The following is a 16,681-nucleotide window of genomic DNA, read 5'->3' as shown; positions in this document are numbered from 1 at the left end:
GACCAGCCGGTCCGCAGCATCAAAGCCCACCGACCACGCAAGACCGACCATCTTCCGGCCGGGGTTTGATCTTTAAAGAGGTGACGGCATGGACCGCTTCGAGGGCCGCTGCTGGCTGGACTGGTGGGCCAACACCTCGACCCTTCTCGGCAGTGTCGAAGTGGCCGTCGTGATCACCGCCAGCGACGCCGGCTGGGACGCCCACGGCCGCCTAGTCAGCGACACCGACGAGGACCGCGACGGCTTCGCGTTCCTCTGCGACCAAGACCCCGTCTTCACGCTGCGCTTCGAAGACGGAAGCACCGTCGCCGTCACCGTCCACCCCACCGACGACCACCGCCGGTTCACCCTCACCGAATACACCGGGCCGACACATCGCCCAGTCGAGCATCACATCGATTTAACCCAACCCCAAACCCGTCTACGATGAGCCCACCGAATCTTCCCTAGGCCACTCCGTCAACCATCAGCTGGGACGGAAACGTCAAGCCTCAGGTGGGACTCGACAACCTCGGCTCTCCAAGCTGAGTGCACTGGGCCAGGGTGGCGTCGTCGTGGGTCTTCCCACGTGGCCACTTCCGGCCGTGCGGATCGCTGGCTTCCGCTGCTCGGACTTGGCGGATGACTTCGGCTGGTCCCGCCTTGGTGATGAGGGCGAGAACTTCCGGCCAGTCGGTGAGTGCGAAGCGGTCCGCGATGCGGCTTGCACCGTCACTGAGCAGGACGGCGCTAGTGAAATCCTGGATTGGTCGGCTTGCGATGAGGGCTTCGGATGCTGCCTGAGCGTCGTTCGCTGCGACCCAGAAGCCACCGGGCTGGTTGCGGTGGGCGCGCAGAGCTTCGATGTACTCGCGTCGGGCTTGATCGTGTTCCGGGGTTCCGTTGACGGCGGCGTCCATGGCGGCGCGGTAGTGGCTGCCGACGATTGCCTCTCGGTCGTCGGTGATGACCACGGGGGCGTCTCCGGCTTGGTCGAGTACGAGCACGGAGTCAGCAAGGACGAGGTAGTCCGCGCGGTCGTTGTTGACGCGGAAGATGATGACGGTTGCGGAGGGACTGCTCGGGTCGCTGATGTCGCAGGTGCCTCGGTGCGCGTTGGCCACTTGGCCGATGGCCTGGCCGAGAACGGTGGTGAGGTCCTGGCCGTCGTCGGCCGCCAGTTGGGCGAGCAGCGCCGCGCCGAGCCTGCGGGTGTACCAAGCGACACCATGAGCGCACGTCGACTTTGCGCCGGACAGGCCAGCGCCGTCGAGCAGAACAACGGCGTTCGGGATGGCGCCGGTGAAGTCCTCGTTGGGCTGGTCGAGTTTCGCAGGGCTGGTTGCCATGGCGACCTGCATCAGGCTTCCTCCAACTGGCAGAGCGGGGTTAGTAGCTCGACCTGGCGCGGCTCATTGGTACCCGGCTCGTACTGCGGGTGGGCCGACACCTGCGCTACGACCCGGCCGACGTGCGGGCGTGGCTCGCCAAGCAGGCGGCGTAGTCGTGAGCATTGAGAAGCGGCCGAATTGGAAGTGGCGGGCACGGGTCCGGGATGCCTCCGGTAAGGAGATCGCTCGGCACTTCGATCGGAAGTCGGATGCGGAGCGGTGGGAGGCGTCGGCCAAGGCTTCCATCACCCGGGGCGACTGGATCGACCCCGCTCGGGCGAGGGTGACCGTGGGCGCCTGGGCAGCGCAGTGGATGGCGGCTCAGGTGCAGCTCAAGCCGACGACGCGTGCCAGGTACGAGGTAGCGCTACGGCGGCAGGTGTTCCCGACGTGGGAGGACTTGCCGCTGTCGGCAGTCTCGTACGCAGAGGTAGCGGCATGGGTGCAGCGGCTCACCGCGTCCGGCCTCGCTCCGGCAACGGTCCGGTACGCGCACCGGGTGCTGTCGCTGGTCCTGGCTCACGCTGTCCGGGACGGCCGCATGACTCGGAATCCGGCAGAAGGCGTGCGGCTGCCTCGGGTGGTGAAGGAGGAACCGGTGTTCCTCGACCACGACCAGGTGGCGATGCTCGGGGACGCGTCCGGGCGGTACGGCCTGCTGGTGCGATTCCTGGCCTAGACCGGCCTGCGCTGGGGTGAGGCGTCGGCGCTGCGGGCGTCGCGGCTGGATCTACTGCGGCGTCGGGTAACTCTGGCGCTGGCGTTCGCGGAGGTCGGCGGCGAGCTGGTGGAAGGCACGCCGAAGAACCATCAGCGGCGGTCGGTGCCGATTCCGCGGTTCCTCGTTGACGAGCTGGCCGGGCACGTCGCGGGGAGGCGGCGCGAGGATCTGGTGTTCACCGCCCCGAACGGTGGGCCGCTGCGTAACACCAACTTCCGGCCTCGGATCTTCGCCCCGGCTGCGGCGTCGGTCGGGTTGGCGGGGCTGACTCCGCACGACCTGCGGCACGCGGCACGCGGCACGCGGCGGCGAGTCTGGCTGTGGCGGCGGGCGCCAACGTCAAGGCGGTGCAGCGGATGCTCGGGCACGCCTCGGCGTCGATGACCCTGGACGTGTACGCGGGCCTGTTCGGTGACGACCTGGACGCGGTCGCCAACCGGCTGGACGAGGCGGTCGCGGCGCGGGATGCGGACTATTTGCGGACTGGCACGGCCGGTGGCGGTGTCGTCGACCTCGGGAAACGGCGAAGCCCAGGCCGATGACCTGGGCTTCTGTACCGAGCCGCCTGACGGAATCGAACCGTCGACCTACGCATTACGAGTGCGTCGCTCTAGCCGACTGAGCTAAGGCGGCAACGATCAGCAAGTGTACGGCACCACCCGCCCTCCGCTCGAACGGGATACCCCTGGCAGTCCCCCCGTCGCCAACCGGACATCGGCCGCCATCTAGCCGTTTACCGGACAGCGGGTGATCGAATGCGGGACTACGCTGCGGCGGGTGAGCGACGAACGCGACGATTCCCCCCACCAGGAGCGTCCTGCCCGCCCCCCGGGTGGCGAACGTGCCGCCCACCGTCCGCGTAGCACCGACCCGCTGGAGCTGGGCTTCACACCGCGCAAACCGGTGCCGTGGCTGGCGCCGTTCCTGCTGATCAGCACCGGCATCCGTACGCTGCTGGCCGTGCTCTTCGGGGCGTACCTGGACAAACGCGAGTTGCAGAACGCGTTCGGCGACGACGTCTTTCGCCAGGTCGGGCCGGACGGCGGGCTGTGGCTGGACTATGTGGCCGACCTGGGCGACGGCTTCAACGCCACGTACTCGGTGGCGTACCTGCTGGCGCAGCCGGAGCTGACGGTGGACGGGCACCGGCTGGCCCGGGCGCAGACCCTGGTGATGGGTGGCGACCAGGTGTACCCGTCGGCGGCCTACGCCTCGTACGAGGACCGATGCAAGGGCCCGTACCAGGCCGCGCTGCCGGTGGCACCGCCCGAGAAGCCCACGCTCTTCGCGGTGCCGGGCAACCACGACTGGTACGACGGACTGACCGCTTTCCTGCGCCTGTTCGTCCGCTCCCGGGACCGGAACTTCGCCGGGTGGCGCACCGGGCAGTCACGGTCGTACTTCGCGGTGGAGTTGCCCGCCGGCTGGTGGCTTCTCGGCGTGGACGACCAGTCCGGCTCGTACCTCGACGACCCGCAGTTGGCCTACTTCGACGAGGTCGCCCGGCAGCTCGGCCCGGAGTCGAAGGTGGTCATCGCGGCGCCGGCGCCGACCTGGGTCAAGGCGGCCGACAACCCCACGGCGTACGACTCGATCGACTACTTCATCCGGACGATCATCGACCCGACCGGGGCACGGGTGCGGCTGCTGCTCTCCGGCGACCTGCACCACTACGCCCGCTATTCCGGGCCGGACCGGCAACTGATCACGTGCGGCGGCGGCGGGGCGTATCTCTACCCCACGCACAAGCTGCCCGAGCGCATCGAGGTCCCACCGCGGGACACGCTGGCCCGCCGGGCCAGCTCTGCCCAGCCGTACGACCTGGTGGCCCGCTACCCGGACGCGGCCCGCTCCCGGCGCTACGGCTGGGGCATCTTCACCCGGTTGCCGTTCCGCAATCCCGGCTTCACTACTCTGCTCGGGACCCTGCACACCCTGCTCATGCTGGCCATGGCGGGTGCCACCGCGAACTGGGCCGACAGCACCAATCAGCGGCTGTTCAGCGTTCCGCTGGTGTTGATGGTGCTCGTGACGGTGCTGGCGGCGATTCTGTTCGCCAAGCCGCCCAGCGCGAGCGGCAAACGCCACGCACGGCACGGCATCCTCGGTGTCAGTCACGGCGTGGCGCATGTGGCCCTGGCGGCGGCCGGCACCTGGGCGTGGTTGGCGCTGCCGTTCTACGACTGGCCGTGGCCGCTGCCGGCGGTCGCCGCGGCAGTTCTCTACGGCCCGGTGATCGGCCTGGTGGCCAGTCAGCTGGTGGCGGCGTACCTGTTGGTGGCTGGGTCGTTCGGGGTGAACGTCAACGAACTCTTCGCCGGGCAGGGCATCGAGGACTCCAAGGTGTTCCTGCGGATGCGCATCGACCCGGACGGCACGCTGACGATCTATCCGATCGCGGTGGACCGGGTCTCCCGTGACTGGCAGGTGAACCCCGACCAGTCCCCCACCCAGAGCTGGCTGACCCCGAAAACCCGCCTGATCCCCCGCCTACCGGAACCCCCCACAGTCCTGCACTAACCGCACCCCACCCCCTCCCCTCTCCTTCCGTTGACCATGAAGTTGTTGCCCCGACACGCCGGTCTGGTTGGCAATAACTTCATGATCAACGGGGACAGGGGTGGGGTGGGGACAGGGTCAGGGGGTGTAGTGCTGGTCGTGGGCCTGGCGAGAGCCGCAGACGGAGGCGCGGGAGCACATGGAGCGGGAGCCGTCGGCGTCCAGCCGGACCGTCACCGCGTCGCGCGGAACGCTGTGGCCGACCACCCGGCCGTCGCCCTCGGGTGTGGAGACCCGGCTGCCGACCGCCGGGGCGGTCTCCTGAAAACGCTGGTAGAGCGGATGTTCGTACTTCAGGCAGCACATCAACCGGCCGCACGCCCCGGAGATGCGCAGCGGGTTCAGCGGCAGGTCCTGGTCCTTCGCCATCCGGATGGTCACCGGCTCGAAGTCGGTGAGGAACGTGGCGCAGCACAGGTCCCGACCGCAGGAGCCGATGCCGCCCTGCACCCGCGCCGAGTCGCGGGCGGAGAGCTGACGCAGCTCGACCCGACAGTGCAGGGTGGCGCCGAGGTCACGGACCAGGGAGCGGAAGTCCACCCGGTGCGGCGCGGTGAAGTAGACGGTGCTGCGCTCGCCGCCACCCTCGGCGGAGCCGAGCACGTGGTCGACGGCCACCACCTTCATCGGCAGGCCGTGCGAGCGGATCAGCCGTTTCGCGGCGACCTTGGCCTCGGCCTTGCGGCGACGCAGCGCCTCGTCCCGGCGCAGGTCGTCGTCGACGGCCAGGCCCACCAGGCGGGGGAAGCCGTCGGTCTCCTCGGTGACCCACTGGGCGGCCCACACGCACTCCGCCACCTCGGGCCCGTCGTCGGTGGGCACCAGCACCTTGTCGCCCACCTGTGGGCGCAACTCGCCCGGGTCGAGGTAGTAGAGGCGCCCGTACCGGTTGAAACTGACCGCGCAGAGCATGCCCATACCCCCACCCTACGACGGCCCCGGGCCGAGGGGCACGTCGGCCGTCGCCGGACGACTACGCCCCGCTGCCATTCACGACCGTCGACTTGACCTATTGCCGGGCGGCCCGTCGTGCCGTTGCTCCTCGACCGGACGGTTGATTCCGGGCCCGGGCACGAGACAAGACGCACCCCGGAGGCGTTGAGTGGAGGCATACCTGCGGGGGGTGCAGGGGGAAGACCACGGCGTCGCCGTGGGGCCGGCTCAGGTCAGGCGCCCACGAGCGACGCCGTGGCCTGTCCGGGACCTGGTGACCCCCCGCCGGGGGATCTGGCTACCAGCCGACCCGGGTGGGCTGGTCGTAACGGGGTCGCCCGTCCACCGGCGGCCGCCACGCCGCCTCGGCGAGACTCGGCGCCCACTGACGCAGCAGCGTCTCCGCCCCGTCGTACGCGACGCACAGCACCGCCAGCACCCGCGCGCCGATCTCGGCAGCGTCGGCCACACCGGGCCCGATCGGCCCGGGGCGCGTCGACACACCGGCGGCGGTGGCGGAGACCACGGCGACCGCCTCGGCCGAGCGGAGCACGTCGGCCAGCGTCCGGGCCAGCGCGAGACGGCTCCCCTCCACCCAGTCGGCTAGCGCGTCGGCGTAGCCGGCCGTGGACTCGAGTCGCCCGACCAGGCTGTCCGGCCCCTCGTCGAGGTGACGCAGCAGCGCCGCCCGCTGCTGCCCGTACGCGGTGGCGGCCGGACCGGACCAGAGCAGCCCGTCGGTGAGCGCGGCGGAGACGTCGTCGTACCCCCGGACCAGCCGGCGCACCGCGTGCCCGGCGCCGGCGAGCGGCGCGGGGTGAAGGTCGAGGAAGCCGCGGACGGCGTCGCCCGGCAGCACCTGCATCCGGCGCAGCAGCGGCCAGACCCGGTGCCCCTCGGGGACACCCGCGGCGATCAGCGCGTCCACCCGGCGCAGCAGGTCGAGGCCGGGCTCGGCGAGCCGGTCCAGCGCGTCCATCAGGGCTCCCCGACGAGCCGGCGGCGGGCCGCCCGGTCGACTTCGGCATAGCGGTCGGCCGCCTCCCGCACCGCCGCGGCGGCGGCGGACAGTCGACCGGCGGCGGCGCGGGCCTCGCGGGCCCGGTCGTCGGTGGCGGTGGTCCACTGCCGGTGCAGCGCACGACCGATCTCGCCGGGGCGACCCGGGGCGTCGGTGCCGAACGCGGCCTGGGCCGGGTCGGTGGCGGTGACGGTGTGCGAAACAGCGGTGAGCGTGGCGCTCGCCTCGTCCAGCCGGGCGGAGAGCGCGCGCAGTGTGTCCATCTCAGGCTCCCGCGAGCGGTCGGTAGGCGGCGAACGTCTCGTTGTGCAGCTTTTCCCGGGCCCACTCGGCGGCATCGGCCGCCGCGGTGACCGCGGCCTGCACGGAGCCGGCCACATCCCGAGGGCTGCGGGTGTGCAGCGGCCCGAGGAAGCGGACGTCGGTGATCCGCCCACCGGCGGTGACCACCACCTCGACCAGACCGTCCGGCGACCGGACGGTCACCTCGACGGTGGACACCGCCTGGTCGAACTCGGCCTGGAGCGACTCGATCCGGCGGTAGCGCCGCACCGCCTCCTCGATCCAGGCTTCGTCGATCTCCCCCCGCGGCATCGGCCGACTCCTCCCGGTGATCCCTCACTCAGCGTGCTGCCACCGTCACCACGGCACACCGGACCGTACCGCACAGCAATTGCGTGTGTCGATGCCTGTGGATGACCAGTCCGGCGAGCGGGACCAGGGCCTCCGAGGGTGCGGGTCAGCCCTTCCAGAGGGCGAGCATCATCGCCTCGACCGCGATCCGCGGTTTGACGTTCGCCTCGATCGCCGCTCGGCAGGCGAGCACGGCCTCCAACCGCCGCAGCGACCCCTCGGCGTCCCACTTCTGAGCGCCAGCGCCGGCCAGCGCGGCGGTGTCGGTGTGCACCGGGGCGACGGGCGCGCGCAGCGCCATGGTGAGCGCGTCCCGATAGAAGCCCGCCAGGTCGACCAGCGCCCGGTCCAGGGCGTCCCGCTGGGCCCGGGTGGCCCGCGACTTCTGCCGCTTCTCCAGCTCCTTGAGCTGGCCGGCGGCACCCCGGATCGCGCCGGACGCGCCCCGCCCGGTGCCGCCCGCGCCGAGCGCGGTCTCCAGCGCCGCCCGTTCGGTCGTGTCGGATTCGGTGACCGAGGCCTCGGCCTCCGCCTCGGCTGCCTCGATCAGCGCGGACGCCGCGTCGAACGCCGCGCCGACACCGGTCAGCCGGCGCGGCACCGCGAGCACCGCCTCGCGCCGCTTGCGGGCCTCCGGGTCGCGGGCCAGGCGGCGGGCCCGGCCCACGTGCCCCTGCGCGGCCGCCGCTGCCCACTGCGCCACGTCGGGCGCGATGCCGTCCCGACGGACCAGCACCTCGGCCACCGCGGTGGCCGGCGGCTGCCGCAGGGGTACGACCCGACAGCGCGACCGGATGGTCACCGAGATGTCGTCCGGGTGGGTGGACGGGGCGCAGAGCAGGAAGACCGTACGCGGCGGAGGCTCCTCGATCGCCTTGAGCAGCGCGTTGCCGGCGGCCTCGGTGAGCCGGTCGGCGTCCTCGATGACCACCACCTGCCAGCGCCCGCCGGACGGGGTGCTGGCCGCGCGGAGCACCAGCGCGCGCATCTCACCGACGCCGATGGAGAGCCCCTCCGGCACCACCAGTCGAACGTCGGCGTGCGTGCCGCCCATCGTGGTGCGGCAGCCGGGGCACTCGCCGCAGCCGGTGCCGTGCACGCACTGGAGTGCGGCGGCGAACGCCCGGGCGGCGACCGAGCGACCGGAGCCCGGCGGGCCGGTGAAGATCCAGGCGTGCGTCATCCCGGTGGACGGGTCCACCCCGGCGGGCGCGCTCGCGGGCTCGGCAGCGCTGGCCGGGCCTGCGGCGACCAGCGCCGGTGCCCGGTCGACCGCACCCGCGCGCAGCACGGCGGCCGCCGCGGCGGCGGCCCGGCGCAGCTCGGTGACCGCCTCGTCCTGGCCAACCAGGTCGGCGAAGACGTCCGGCATCAGGTCTTGTGCTCCATCGTCACCAGCTCCGCGTCGGATAACTCAGGCTGCACCGACGTGTCCGGGCCCTGCGCCGGCCGGGGGTGCACGATGCCACCCGGCTTGCCGAGCATCTCCTCGACACGGCGGACCACCTGCCGGTTGATCTCCTCGACCGACCGGGACGCGTCGAGCACCAGGTAGCGCTTCGGGTCGGCGGCGGCGAGGTCCAGGAACGCGTACCGGACCCGCTCGTGGAAGGCGACCGACTCGGCCTCCAGCCGGTCGGTGCCGGTGTTGCGTGAGGCCACCCGGGACAGGCCGGTCTTCGGCTCGACGTCCAGCAGCACCACCAGGTCGGGCTTGAGCCCACCGGTGGCCCACGAGGAAAGCCAGGACACCTCGTCGACCGGGAGTGTCCGCCCCGCGCCCTGGTACGCCAGGGACGAGTCGACGTACCGGTCGCTGATCACCACGCCACCCCGGACCAGGGCGGGCCGGACGACGGTGGCCACGTGGTGTGCCCGGTCGGCGGCGTAGAGCAGCGCCTCGGCGCGCGGTGACGGCGCGTCGTCGCCCGAGGTGTCCAGCACGAGAGACCGGATCCGTCGGCCGACGCCGGTCGCACCCGGCTCGCGGGTGACCACGACCTCGCGTCCGTGGCCGCGCAGCCGCTCGGCGAGCGCGGTGAGCTGGGTGGACTTGCCCGCGCCCTCGCCACCCTCGAAGACCACGAAGAGCCCGGCGGAGACGAACGGCTCGGCCGGCATCAGCGGACGGCCCCGGATGGATCCCCAGAGGTCGGCGAGGACCGGCACGCCCTTCTTGTCGTCCATCTGGCCGAAGGCGCTGATCCCGGCGAAGATGCCGGCGGCACCGGCGGCGAGCAGCAGCAGTCGGGTGGAGGACACGGAGATGCCGAGGTCGGCGATGGTCAGCTTGCGGGAGCCGCCGACGCCGACCAGCACGCTGCTCAGCCCGATGGCCAGGATCAGCACCAGCCGGGTGCCAATCTGCACCACCGCGAAGACCCGGCCGCGCACCTCGTCGGCCACCTCGCCGCCCAGCAGCGTGGTGCCGGCCAGGAAGGCCATGCCGGCGCCGGCGCCGACCAGCACCGCGCCGACGATCGCCATGGACAGGTGGATGGCGAAGGCGAGGGTCATCACCGCGGCGCTGGCCAGCACGATGCTCATGCCGAACCAGCGGCGCCGGGACATCTCCTTGACGACCATCGGGCCGAGCCCGATGCCGAGCGCCAGACCGAAGAAGATAGCGCCGAAGAGCAGCGAGAACGCGGCGTCGCCAGCGCCCAGCGAGTTGGCGAAGAACTTGGCCGTGCCGACCACGATGCCGCCACCGGCGAACGCGCCGAAGATGCCCAGCACCAGGCCACGGACGAGCGGGGTCTCGCCGATGTACTTCCAGCCCTCGGAGAACTGCCGGAACATGCTCTGCTCGGAACGCTCGGCCTCACCGCGCTGAGCCTCGCTGATCTCCTTGATCCCGAATGCCACCACCAGTGCGGTGGCGAGCCGGGAGAAGGAGTTGATCCAGAGCGCGAGCTGGGCCGGCTCGGCCCAGGAGGGCAGGTCGCCGCCGACGGCACCACGGACGCCACGGTCGAGCACGGCCAGGCCGATGGCGGCGGCGATCGGGGTGAGGCCGTACGTGGTGATCAGGGTGAGCTGGTTGGCCGCCTCCAGCCGGGACCGCGGGATCAGGTTGGGGACCGCGGCCTCCTTGGCCGGAATCCAGAGCAGGGTGAGCGACTCGATCAGGAAGGTGGCGATCAGCGCCCAGCCGACCACCAGGCCGCCCGGGGCGCCGGAGAGGGCGTAGAGCGGAATGGAGGCGAAGAGCACGAAGCGCAGCAGGTCACAGATGACCATCGTCCAGCGCCGGTCGAACCGGTCGGCGAAGACGCCGGCCACCGGGCCGAGCACCAGCGCGGGCAGCAGCCGGATCGCGGTGACCCCGCCGAACGCGGCGCCCTGGGCGGTGCTGCCCTGCACCTGCGAGGCGGCGAAGAGGGCGGTGGCCAGCAGGCCGAGCCAGTCACCGAAGGAGGCCGCGCCGAGCACGATCCAGAGCCGCCGGAACGGCCGGATGCGCAGCACGGAGCGGATCGCGGCATAACCGGACGGATCAACCTGACCGCCGTTGGGCTGTTTGGCGGCGTTGCCCGACTGGTCGCCCGAGCGCGACACGCCGGGCGACTCGCCGCTGTTCTGGCTTTCGATGGCCGTACCTCCACGTGCCGGCCCATCGCTGGGCACCTCCGGTGGAACACTCTAGACCCGGTGGGGGGCCACCCCACGGGCGACATTCTCCTGCTCGCTGAGCCTAGGCCGCCGGAGGTACCGGCCGCAGCCCGGACGTACGCGAGGGTATTTCGCATTCTTCGTCGGACAGTTAGCGTGCATACGTGGCCATCGAAAGCGACAAACTTCGCGAGCGCCTGGATCGGGCGACCGCACACCTCGACCCGCCGTACGCGGTGGTCGATCTCACTGCCTTCGACGCCAACTCGGCCGCCCTGGCCGACCGCGCCGCCGGCAAACCGGTCCGGCTGGCGAGCAAGTCGGTCCGCTCCCGAGAGTTGATCAACCGGGCGCTCGCCCGACCCGGCTGGCGGGGAGTGATGGCGTTCACCCTCCCCGAGGCGATCTGGCTGGTCCGTGCCGGTGTCAGCGACGACGTGCTGGTCGCGTACCCGAGCGTGGACCGGGCGGCACTCGCCGAGCTGGCCGCCGACCCGGCTCTGGCCGCCGCGATCACCCTGATGATCGACGGCACCGGGCAGCTCGACCTGATCGACGACGTGCGCGACCCCGGGCAGCGCGCCGAGCTGCGGCTCTGCCTGGATCTGGACGCCTCCTGGCGGCCGATGCGCGGGCGGGTGCACGTCGGCGTCCGCCGCTCACCGGTGCACAGCGCACGGGCGGCCGCCGCGCTCGCCGCCACCGTCGCCGGGCGCCCGGGCTTCCGGCTGGTCGGGCTCATGTCGTACGAGGCGCAGATCGCCGGCCTGGGTGACGCGCCGCCGGGGCAGACGCTGCTGGCGGGCGCGATCAGGCTGGCCCAGCGCGGGTCGTACCGCGAGTTGCTGGCCCGCCGGGGTGCGGCGGTGGCCGCGGTACGCGAGCACGCCGACCTGGAGTTCGTCAACGGCGGCGGCACCGGCAGCGTGGCGGCGACCAGCGCCGATCCCGCGGTCACCGAGGTCACCGCGGGATCGGGCCTGTACGGGCCGACGCTGTTCGACGCATACCGCGCCTGGCGGCCCACCCCGGCGGCGTTCTTCGCCTGCGCGGTGGTCCGCCGGCCGACGCCCGAGTTGGCGACGGTGCTCGGCGGCGGCTGGATCGCCTCCGGCCCGGCCGCCGACAGCCGGTTGCCCCGACCGTGGCTGCCGGCCGGGCTCAAGCTGGTCGGCAGCGAGGGCGCCGGCGAGGTGCAGACCCCGTTGTCCGGCGCGGCCGCGGCCACCCTCCAGGTCGGCGACCGGGTGTGGTTCCGGCACGCCAAGGCTGGTGAGCTGTGTGAACGGGTCAACGAGCTGCACCTGGTCGAGGGGGACGCGGTGGTGGCGACCGTCCCGACCTACCGGGGTGAGGGGCAGGCGTTCCTCTGACCTGCCGCCCGCCCCGGGCCGGCCGACACGAGTCAGGCGGGCTGAGCCACCTCGACTGGTTGCTCGGCGGCGACCCGACCGCTGTCCGGGCCGTCGACCTGGCGATGCAGGTACTCCCGGATCAGGGCCTTCGCCTCGAGCAGCACCCGCTCGTCGCCGTCGGACCTGCGCCGGAACGCGAGCTTGATCAGCGCGTCCGCGGCCTCGACCGCGATCTCCAGGACGAAGCGCAGCTTCGGTACGTCGGTGAGCCCGAAACGTTCGGTGAGCACCCGGGCCAACTGGTCGGCGATCACGCCGTTGTTGTCCCGCTGCTCGTCGAGCAGGTGCAGGTCGACCACGTCGCCGAAGTGCAGGGTACGGAAGCCGGGCACGGTGCGGTGCATCGAGATGTACTCGTCGATGCCCGCGTCGACGCCGTCCCACCAGTGGGTCATCTCGTCCGAGGCGAACCGCTCGTCGAGGCGCTGGAGGTAGGACTCCATGGTGCGCAGGGTCAACGCCTGCACGATCGCCCGTTTGTCCGGGAAGAACTGGTAAACCGACCCGATCGCCACTTCGGCTCGTTCGGCGAGCAGGGTCGTGGTCAGCCCCTCGTACCCCACCTCGTCGACGAGTTCGGCGCAGGCATCCAACATGCGCTGTACCCGCGCGACACTTCGACCCTGCACCGGTACGCGGCGCAGCGGCCCGGTCGTGGCGGCTGGTGTGGACACTCGGCGCCACCCCCCTTCGACGGATGAACATATCTCCACGTCACGAGTCCGTGACTACCGGTACAACGAGCGGATCGCAATTGCGGTATTTACCAGCTAGAACGTTCCTGATATGAAGTCAGTTCATATTCATGAATGAGGAGCGCGCATGGTAGGCACCGCATCGCTCACCGCCAAATGGTCCAACTGGGCCGGCAACCAGCGTGGCAGCGCCACCGCCATCCTGCGCCCAGGCTCGCCGACCGAGGTCGCGGAAGCTGTCCGATCGGTCGCGGCCGACGGCGGTCGGATCCGGGTCACCGGCAGCGGTCACTCGTTCACCGCGGTCGCGCTCGCCGACGACCGACGGATGGAACTGTCCGAGCTGGACAGCACCGTCAGCGTCGACGTCGCCCACCGACTGGTCACCGTACCGGCCGGAATGACTCTGCACGCGCTCAACGGCCTGCTCGCCCGGCACGGCCTCGCGCTGCCCAACCTCGGGGACATCGACGCCCAGACCGTTGCCGGGGCGATCTCCACGGGCACCCACGGCACCGGCGCCGGCTACGGGTGCCTGTCCACCTTCGTCGAGGCGATCACCCTGGTCACCGGCACCGGCGAGGTGCTGCGCTGCTCCGCCGACGAGAACCCCGACGTCCTCGCCGCCGCACGGGTGTCACTCGGCGCGCTCGGCGTCCTGGTCGAGGTCACCCTGCGCTGCGTGGACGCCTTCGTCCTGCACGCCCACGAACGCCCGGCCGAGATGGCCGACGTGCTCGGCGACCTGCCCACCCTGATCGGCGGGCACGACCACGTCGAGTTCTACTGGTTCCCCTACACCTCCCGGGTGCAGGTCAAGACCAACGACCGGGTCCCCGCCAACGACCGACCACTGCCCCGCTGGCGCGGCTGGTTGGACGACGACTTCCTGTCCAACACCGTCTTCGCGGGCGCCTGCCGGCTCGGCCGGGCCATGCCCGCGCTGGCACCGGGAATCAGCGCGGTCTCCGCCCGCGCCCTGACCGAACGCCACTACACCGGCCGCTCCGACCGGGTGTTCTGCACCCCGCGCCGGGTCCGCTTCGTGGAGATGGAATACAGCCTGCCCCGCGAGGCACTGCCCGAGGCGCTCGCCGCCCTCCGGCGGATCGTGGACGGGCTGCCGTTCAAGGTGCTCTTCCCGGTGGAGGTGCGATTCACCGCCGCCGACGACATCTGGCTCTCCCACGGCTACGGGCGGGACAACGCCTACATCGCCGTGCACCAGTACGTCGGCATGCCGTACGAGCCGTACTTCCAGGCCTTCGAGAAGGTGGCCGCCGAGCTGGGCGGTCGTCCGCACTGGGGCAAGCTGCACTACCGCGACGCCGCCTCGCTGGCCGACGCGTACCCCCGCTTCGCGGATTTCCAGGCCGTCCGCGACCGGCTGGACCCGCACCGGGTCTTCACCAACCCGCACCTGACCCACGTCCTCGGAGTCTGACGGACCCGGTGGACGCTAGAGCGCGAGGTCGTCCAGGTTGACGGCGGCGGCCATGGCCTCGGCGCCCTTGTCGTTCAGGTGCATGCCGTCGCCGCTGTCCAGCGCGGGGTGGATGTGGTCGGGGGCGTCCGGGTCCGCGACGGCAAGCGCCACGTCGAAGACGGCGTCGAAGGTGCCCGTCGTGCGGATCCACTCGTTCACCTCGCGTCGGACGGCGAGACCCTGCGGCGTGCTGATCTCGGGGCCGGCACCCGCGAACGGACCGATGGTGGCGGCGAGAATCCTCAGGCCGGCGCTGTGGGCACGGTCGGCCAGAGCGCGGAAGCCCTCGACCAGGTCGTCGGCGGTGACGGGAGGTTCGCCCAACATGCCGGGAAGACCCAGGTCGTTGATTCCGAAGTGGACCAGGACGTGGGTCAGCGCCGGTATCGAGAGGACGTCCCGGTCGAAGCGTGCCAGCGCGTGTTCGCCGACACCGTGACGCAGCAGGCGGTTCCCGGCGATGCCCTGGTTGACGACCCAGCCGCGCTTGAGCCGCCGGTTGAGAAAGTCGACAGAGCGATGGTTGGCGCTGGTCGTGGTGCCGACCCCCTCGAACCAGGAGTCGCCGAAGGCCACCGCGACAGTGGTGTCCGGTGCGGCGAGCACGTCGACACCGGTGACCGCGAACCTGGCCTCGACCTGCCCGGTCCAGGCGAGCCCGGGAGAGGTGACCCGGTTGCCGTCGGCGATGCGAGCGACTTCCGCTGGTTTGTGGGAGTGGGTGACCAGCCCGGTCTTCTCGGGGAAGTAGAGGCACAGGACCAGATCCGCACCGGCCGTGACGGGGAGGTCGACCGGGTCCGAGGCGACCTCTTCGCCCGCGGGGATGACGCAGCGCTCGGCGCCGCCGAAGGTGAGCGCGGCCTGCTGGTGACCGACGGCCACCGCCGCCGCTCCGACCGTCATCGGGGTGTGACCGAAGCGGTTCGTCAGCCGTACGCGGACCGCTGCTCCGCCGCCGGCCAGGTGCAGCACCTGACGAACGGTCTGGTCGGCGAAGCCACGGGGTTCGCTGAACTGGAGCTGTTCGTGAGGGCTGATCACCGCGGTACGGAAGCCGGCTGTCCAGATCATGGGCATTCCATCCACCGCTCGCACCGTTGCATCACCCGCCCACCGCGTCGGTCGTGGTGCCCTCCTCGGTGCTGATCACCGCGTCGATCAGCGCGAAGAACGCCTGGATGCCGGGCCGGTCCCCACCACGACGCCGAGACTCGGCGAAGTCCTGGGGCGATGCCCAGAAGACGATGTCCAGCCACTCGTCGTGCGTCAGCCGGATCAGTCGCGCGCCGAGGAAGCCGGCACGGTCGGTCTCGAAGTCGCGCAGCATCGCCGGCCGCGCGGCCAGCAGCGCGTCAGCGTGCTCTGCGGGCGCCCGGAAACGGGTGATCTCGACGGTGGTCATCGTTCCTCAATCCGTTCGACTGTGGGGCTCTGTGGAGGCCTGAACGCCCAGCATCAGCCCGAGCTGGGTCAGCAGGACGTCGCGGAATTCCGCGGGTGGCGGCGTGGGATCACGCTGGGCGCGAAAGATGATCAGACCGGCCAGGGCCGAGAGCAGGAGATCCGTCACCGCCTCGGCATCGTGGGTCGGCGTGAACGCACCCCGCTCGGCGCCCTCGCGCACGGCGGCAAGGAAAGGCGCCCGGTAACGCGCCTGCACTTTGGCGCTGTAGGCGCGGAGTTCGTCGTCGCGCATCGCGGATCGCCAGAATTCGACCAGAACCTGTCTGGTGCTCTCCGAGTTGTGCAGACTCCGGTCCACCAGCGCGACCAGCCGTCGCCACGGGTCGGCTTCGGCGGCGGACACCTCTTTCAGGGCATCCACCTCCCGGTCGGTGAACACCTGCATGGCCTCGATGACCATGTCCTCGCGCGAACCGAAGTAGGTCTGAAGGGTGCTGATCGCGACCCCGCCGGCCGCCGACACGTCCGCGAACCGCGTGTTCTCGTATCCACGGGCAGCGAGCACGGCTGCCACGGCGTCGAGAACGGCGGTCCGCTTCTCTCCGCCCGCGCGCCTCCTGCGGGTGATCGGCATGGTTATACGGTACGACGGTACCGGTTCAACGAGTAGCCGTTACCTCGGCTTGTGATGCGAAGCACCGCGCTGGTCGGGGTTGGCGATCAACTCCAGATCCCTGCAACCGGGCTGTCAGCGAGGGCGGGATGCCGCGAGTTCCCGGAAACCGTGACGATCACCGGGGCAGGGTTGCCCGGCGACCGTCGGCGT

18 protein-coding genes and 1 tRNA gene are annotated in these 16,681 nt (G+C 71.3%); 7 read left to right on the top strand and 12 right to left on the bottom strand.

All coding sequences use genetic code 11. The annotated features are described in order from the left end of the window. The first annotated feature begins 88 nt into the window (after positions 1–88). Positions 89–430 carry a hypothetical protein gene (locus KBX34_RS13570; protein WP_210925216.1) on the top strand — a complete coding sequence of 114 codons (342 nt, stop codon included), beginning with the start codon at positions 89–91 and terminating at the stop codon, positions 428–430. A 61-nt stretch (positions 431–491) separates the two neighbouring features. Here KBX34_RS13570 and KBX34_RS13565 read toward each other — a convergent pair whose 3' ends face one another. Further along, the gene (locus KBX34_RS13565) at positions 492–1,340 is read right to left on the bottom strand and encodes a protein phosphatase 2C domain-containing protein (RefSeq protein WP_210925214.1); all 849 of its coding nucleotides are present in this window, start codon (positions 1,338–1,340) and stop codon (positions 492–494) included. Between the two features lie 145 nt (positions 1,341–1,485). On the opposite strand from KBX34_RS13565, the gene KBX34_RS13560 reads away from it, so the two are divergent. Genes KBX34_RS13560 through KBX34_RS33555 form a run of 3 tightly spaced genes read left to right on the top strand, consistent with a single transcriptional unit; the run spans position 1,486 to position 2,633 of the window. After that, positions 1,486–2,049, top strand: coding sequence for a hypothetical protein (locus tag KBX34_RS13560; protein WP_210925212.1), 564 nt, complete (start codon positions 1,486–1,488; stop codon positions 2,047–2,049). Between the two features lie 6 nt (positions 2,050–2,055). Continuing rightward, on the top strand, positions 2,056–2,475 hold the full coding sequence (locus KBX34_RS34255) for a hypothetical protein (protein WP_307871393.1): 420 nt from the start codon (positions 2,056–2,058) through the stop codon (positions 2,473–2,475). Continuing rightward, a complete protein-coding gene (locus tag KBX34_RS33555) occupies positions 2,412–2,633 on the top strand; it encodes a hypothetical protein (RefSeq protein WP_307871392.1) in 222 nt (73 codons plus the stop codon). The genes KBX34_RS34255 and KBX34_RS33555 overlap by 64 nt, the downstream gene beginning before the upstream one ends. Before the next feature lie 17 nt (positions 2,634–2,650). Here the strand turns inward: KBX34_RS33555 and KBX34_RS13550 are convergent. After that, positions 2,651–2,724 (bottom strand) — tRNA-Thr (locus KBX34_RS13550). A 144-nt stretch (positions 2,725–2,868) separates the two neighbouring features. On the opposite strand from KBX34_RS13550, the gene KBX34_RS13545 reads away from it, so the two are divergent. Beyond that, entirely contained in the window at positions 2,869–4,611 is a 1,743-nt protein-coding gene (locus KBX34_RS13545) for a metallophosphoesterase (protein WP_210925210.1), read from the top strand. Positions 4,612–4,728: 117 nt separating this feature from the next. On the opposite strand, the gene KBX34_RS13540 is transcribed toward KBX34_RS13545, so the two are convergent. From KBX34_RS13540 to tmk, 6 genes are all read right to left on the bottom strand, one after another. Then, a complete protein-coding gene (locus KBX34_RS13540; protein ID WP_088951182.1) occupies positions 4,729–5,568 on the bottom strand; it encodes a regulatory iron-sulfur-containing complex subunit RicT in 840 nt (279 codons plus the stop codon). A gap of 313 nt (positions 5,569–5,881) precedes the next feature. Continuing rightward, positions 5,882–6,562, bottom strand: a complete 681-nt coding sequence (locus KBX34_RS13535) for a hypothetical protein (protein WP_210925208.1) — start codon at positions 6,560–6,562, stop codon at positions 5,882–5,884. Beyond that, positions 6,562–6,867 (bottom strand): type VII secretion target, encoded by a 306-nt coding sequence (locus KBX34_RS13530; protein WP_088951180.1) that lies wholly within the window; start codon positions 6,865–6,867, stop codon positions 6,562–6,564. Before KBX34_RS13530 ends, KBX34_RS13535 begins: the two co-directional genes overlap by 1 nt. A gap of 1 nt (position 6,868) precedes the next feature. Beyond that, positions 6,869–7,198, bottom strand: a complete 330-nt coding sequence (locus tag KBX34_RS13525) for a YbaB/EbfC family nucleoid-associated protein (RefSeq protein WP_007454690.1) — start codon at positions 7,196–7,198, stop codon at positions 6,869–6,871. 145 nt (positions 7,199–7,343) lie between these two features. Continuing rightward, positions 7,344–8,609, bottom strand: coding sequence for a DNA polymerase III subunit delta' (locus tag KBX34_RS13520; RefSeq protein WP_099849981.1), 1,266 nt, complete (start codon positions 8,607–8,609; stop codon positions 7,344–7,346). Continuing rightward, a complete protein-coding gene (tmk, locus tag KBX34_RS13515; protein ID WP_088952150.1) occupies positions 8,609–10,708 on the bottom strand; it encodes a dTMP kinase in 2,100 nt (699 codons plus the stop codon). The genes KBX34_RS13520 and tmk overlap by 1 nt, the downstream gene beginning before the upstream one ends. A 308-nt stretch (positions 10,709–11,016) precedes the next feature. Between tmk and KBX34_RS13510 the strand changes: the two genes are divergently transcribed. Then, entirely contained in the window at positions 11,017–12,225 is a 1,209-nt protein-coding gene (locus tag KBX34_RS13510; RefSeq protein ID WP_210925206.1) for an amino acid deaminase/aldolase, read from the top strand. Between the two features lie 32 nt (positions 12,226–12,257). Here KBX34_RS13510 and KBX34_RS13505 read toward each other — a convergent pair whose 3' ends face one another. Further along, positions 12,258–12,863, bottom strand: a complete 606-nt coding sequence (locus KBX34_RS13505) for a TetR/AcrR family transcriptional regulator (RefSeq protein ID WP_088951177.1) — start codon at positions 12,861–12,863, stop codon at positions 12,258–12,260. Between the two features lie 226 nt (positions 12,864–13,089). Here KBX34_RS13505 and KBX34_RS13500 point away from each other — a divergent pair, with 226 nt between their 5' ends. Further along, on the top strand, positions 13,090–14,406 hold the full coding sequence (locus KBX34_RS13500; RefSeq protein ID WP_210925204.1) for a D-arabinono-1,4-lactone oxidase: 1,317 nt from the start codon (positions 13,090–13,092) through the stop codon (positions 14,404–14,406). Positions 14,407–14,421: 15 nt separating this feature from the next. Here KBX34_RS13500 and KBX34_RS13495 read toward each other — a convergent pair whose 3' ends face one another. From KBX34_RS13495 to KBX34_RS13485, 3 genes are read right to left on the bottom strand one after another with little or no spacing between them, the layout of a single operon-like run. Beyond that, on the bottom strand, positions 14,422–15,522 hold the full coding sequence (locus KBX34_RS13495) for an SGNH/GDSL hydrolase family protein (protein WP_210925202.1): 1,101 nt from the start codon (positions 15,520–15,522) through the stop codon (positions 14,422–14,424). Positions 15,523–15,553: 31 nt separating this feature from the next. Further along, entirely contained in the window at positions 15,554–15,853 is a 300-nt protein-coding gene (locus KBX34_RS13490) for an antibiotic biosynthesis monooxygenase (RefSeq protein WP_210925199.1), read from the bottom strand. 6 nt (positions 15,854–15,859) lie between these two features. Then, positions 15,860–16,489, bottom strand: a complete 630-nt coding sequence (locus KBX34_RS13485; RefSeq protein WP_210925197.1) for a TetR/AcrR family transcriptional regulator — start codon at positions 16,487–16,489, stop codon at positions 15,860–15,862. Positions 16,490–16,681 lie beyond the last annotated feature (192 nt).

The organism is Micromonospora sp. M61 (assembly GCF_018070245.1).
Taxonomy (GTDB): domain Bacteria; phylum Actinomycetota; class Actinomycetes; order Mycobacteriales; family Micromonosporaceae; genus Micromonospora; species Micromonospora zamorensis.
The sequence above is the reverse complement of the archived record's forward strand: the minus strand, read 5'-3'. Positions and strand labels throughout refer to the sequence as shown.

Coding starts and splice junctions, on each gene's coding strand:
- KBX34_RS13525 (WP_007454690.1), bottom strand. CDS start 7,198: ATGCCGCGGGGGGAGATCGACGAAGCCTGGATCGAGGAGGCGGTGCGG.
- KBX34_RS13505 (WP_088951177.1), bottom strand. CDS start 12,863: ATGTTGGATGCCTGCGCCGAACTCGTCGACGAGGTGGGGTACGAGGGG.
- KBX34_RS13570 (WP_210925216.1), top strand. CDS start 89: ATGGACCGCTTCGAGGGCCGCTGCTGGCTGGACTGGTGGGCCAACACC.
- KBX34_RS13490 (WP_210925199.1), bottom strand. CDS start 15,853: ATGACCACCGTCGAGATCACCCGTTTCCGGGCGCCCGCAGAGCACGCT.
- KBX34_RS13540 (WP_088951182.1), bottom strand. CDS start 5,568: ATGGGCATGCTCTGCGCGGTCAGTTTCAACCGGTACGGGCGCCTCTAC.
- KBX34_RS13495 (WP_210925202.1), bottom strand. CDS start 15,522: ATGATCTGGACAGCCGGCTTCCGTACCGCGGTGATCAGCCCTCACGAA.
- KBX34_RS13535 (WP_210925208.1), bottom strand. CDS start 6,562: ATGGACGCGCTGGACCGGCTCGCCGAGCCCGGCCTCGACCTGCTGCGC.
- KBX34_RS13485 (WP_210925197.1), bottom strand. CDS start 16,489: ATGCCGATCACCCGCAGGAGGCGCGCGGGCGGAGAGAAGCGGACCGCC.
- KBX34_RS13565 (WP_210925214.1), bottom strand. CDS start 1,340: ATGCAGGTCGCCATGGCAACCAGCCCTGCGAAACTCGACCAGCCCAAC.
- KBX34_RS13500 (WP_210925204.1), top strand. CDS start 13,090: ATGGTAGGCACCGCATCGCTCACCGCCAAATGGTCCAACTGGGCCGGC.
- KBX34_RS13520 (WP_099849981.1), bottom strand. CDS start 8,609: ATGCCGGACGTCTTCGCCGACCTGGTTGGCCAGGACGAGGCGGTCACC.
- KBX34_RS13530 (WP_088951180.1), bottom strand. CDS start 6,867: ATGGACACACTGCGCGCGCTCTCCGCCCGGCTGGACGAGGCGAGCGCC.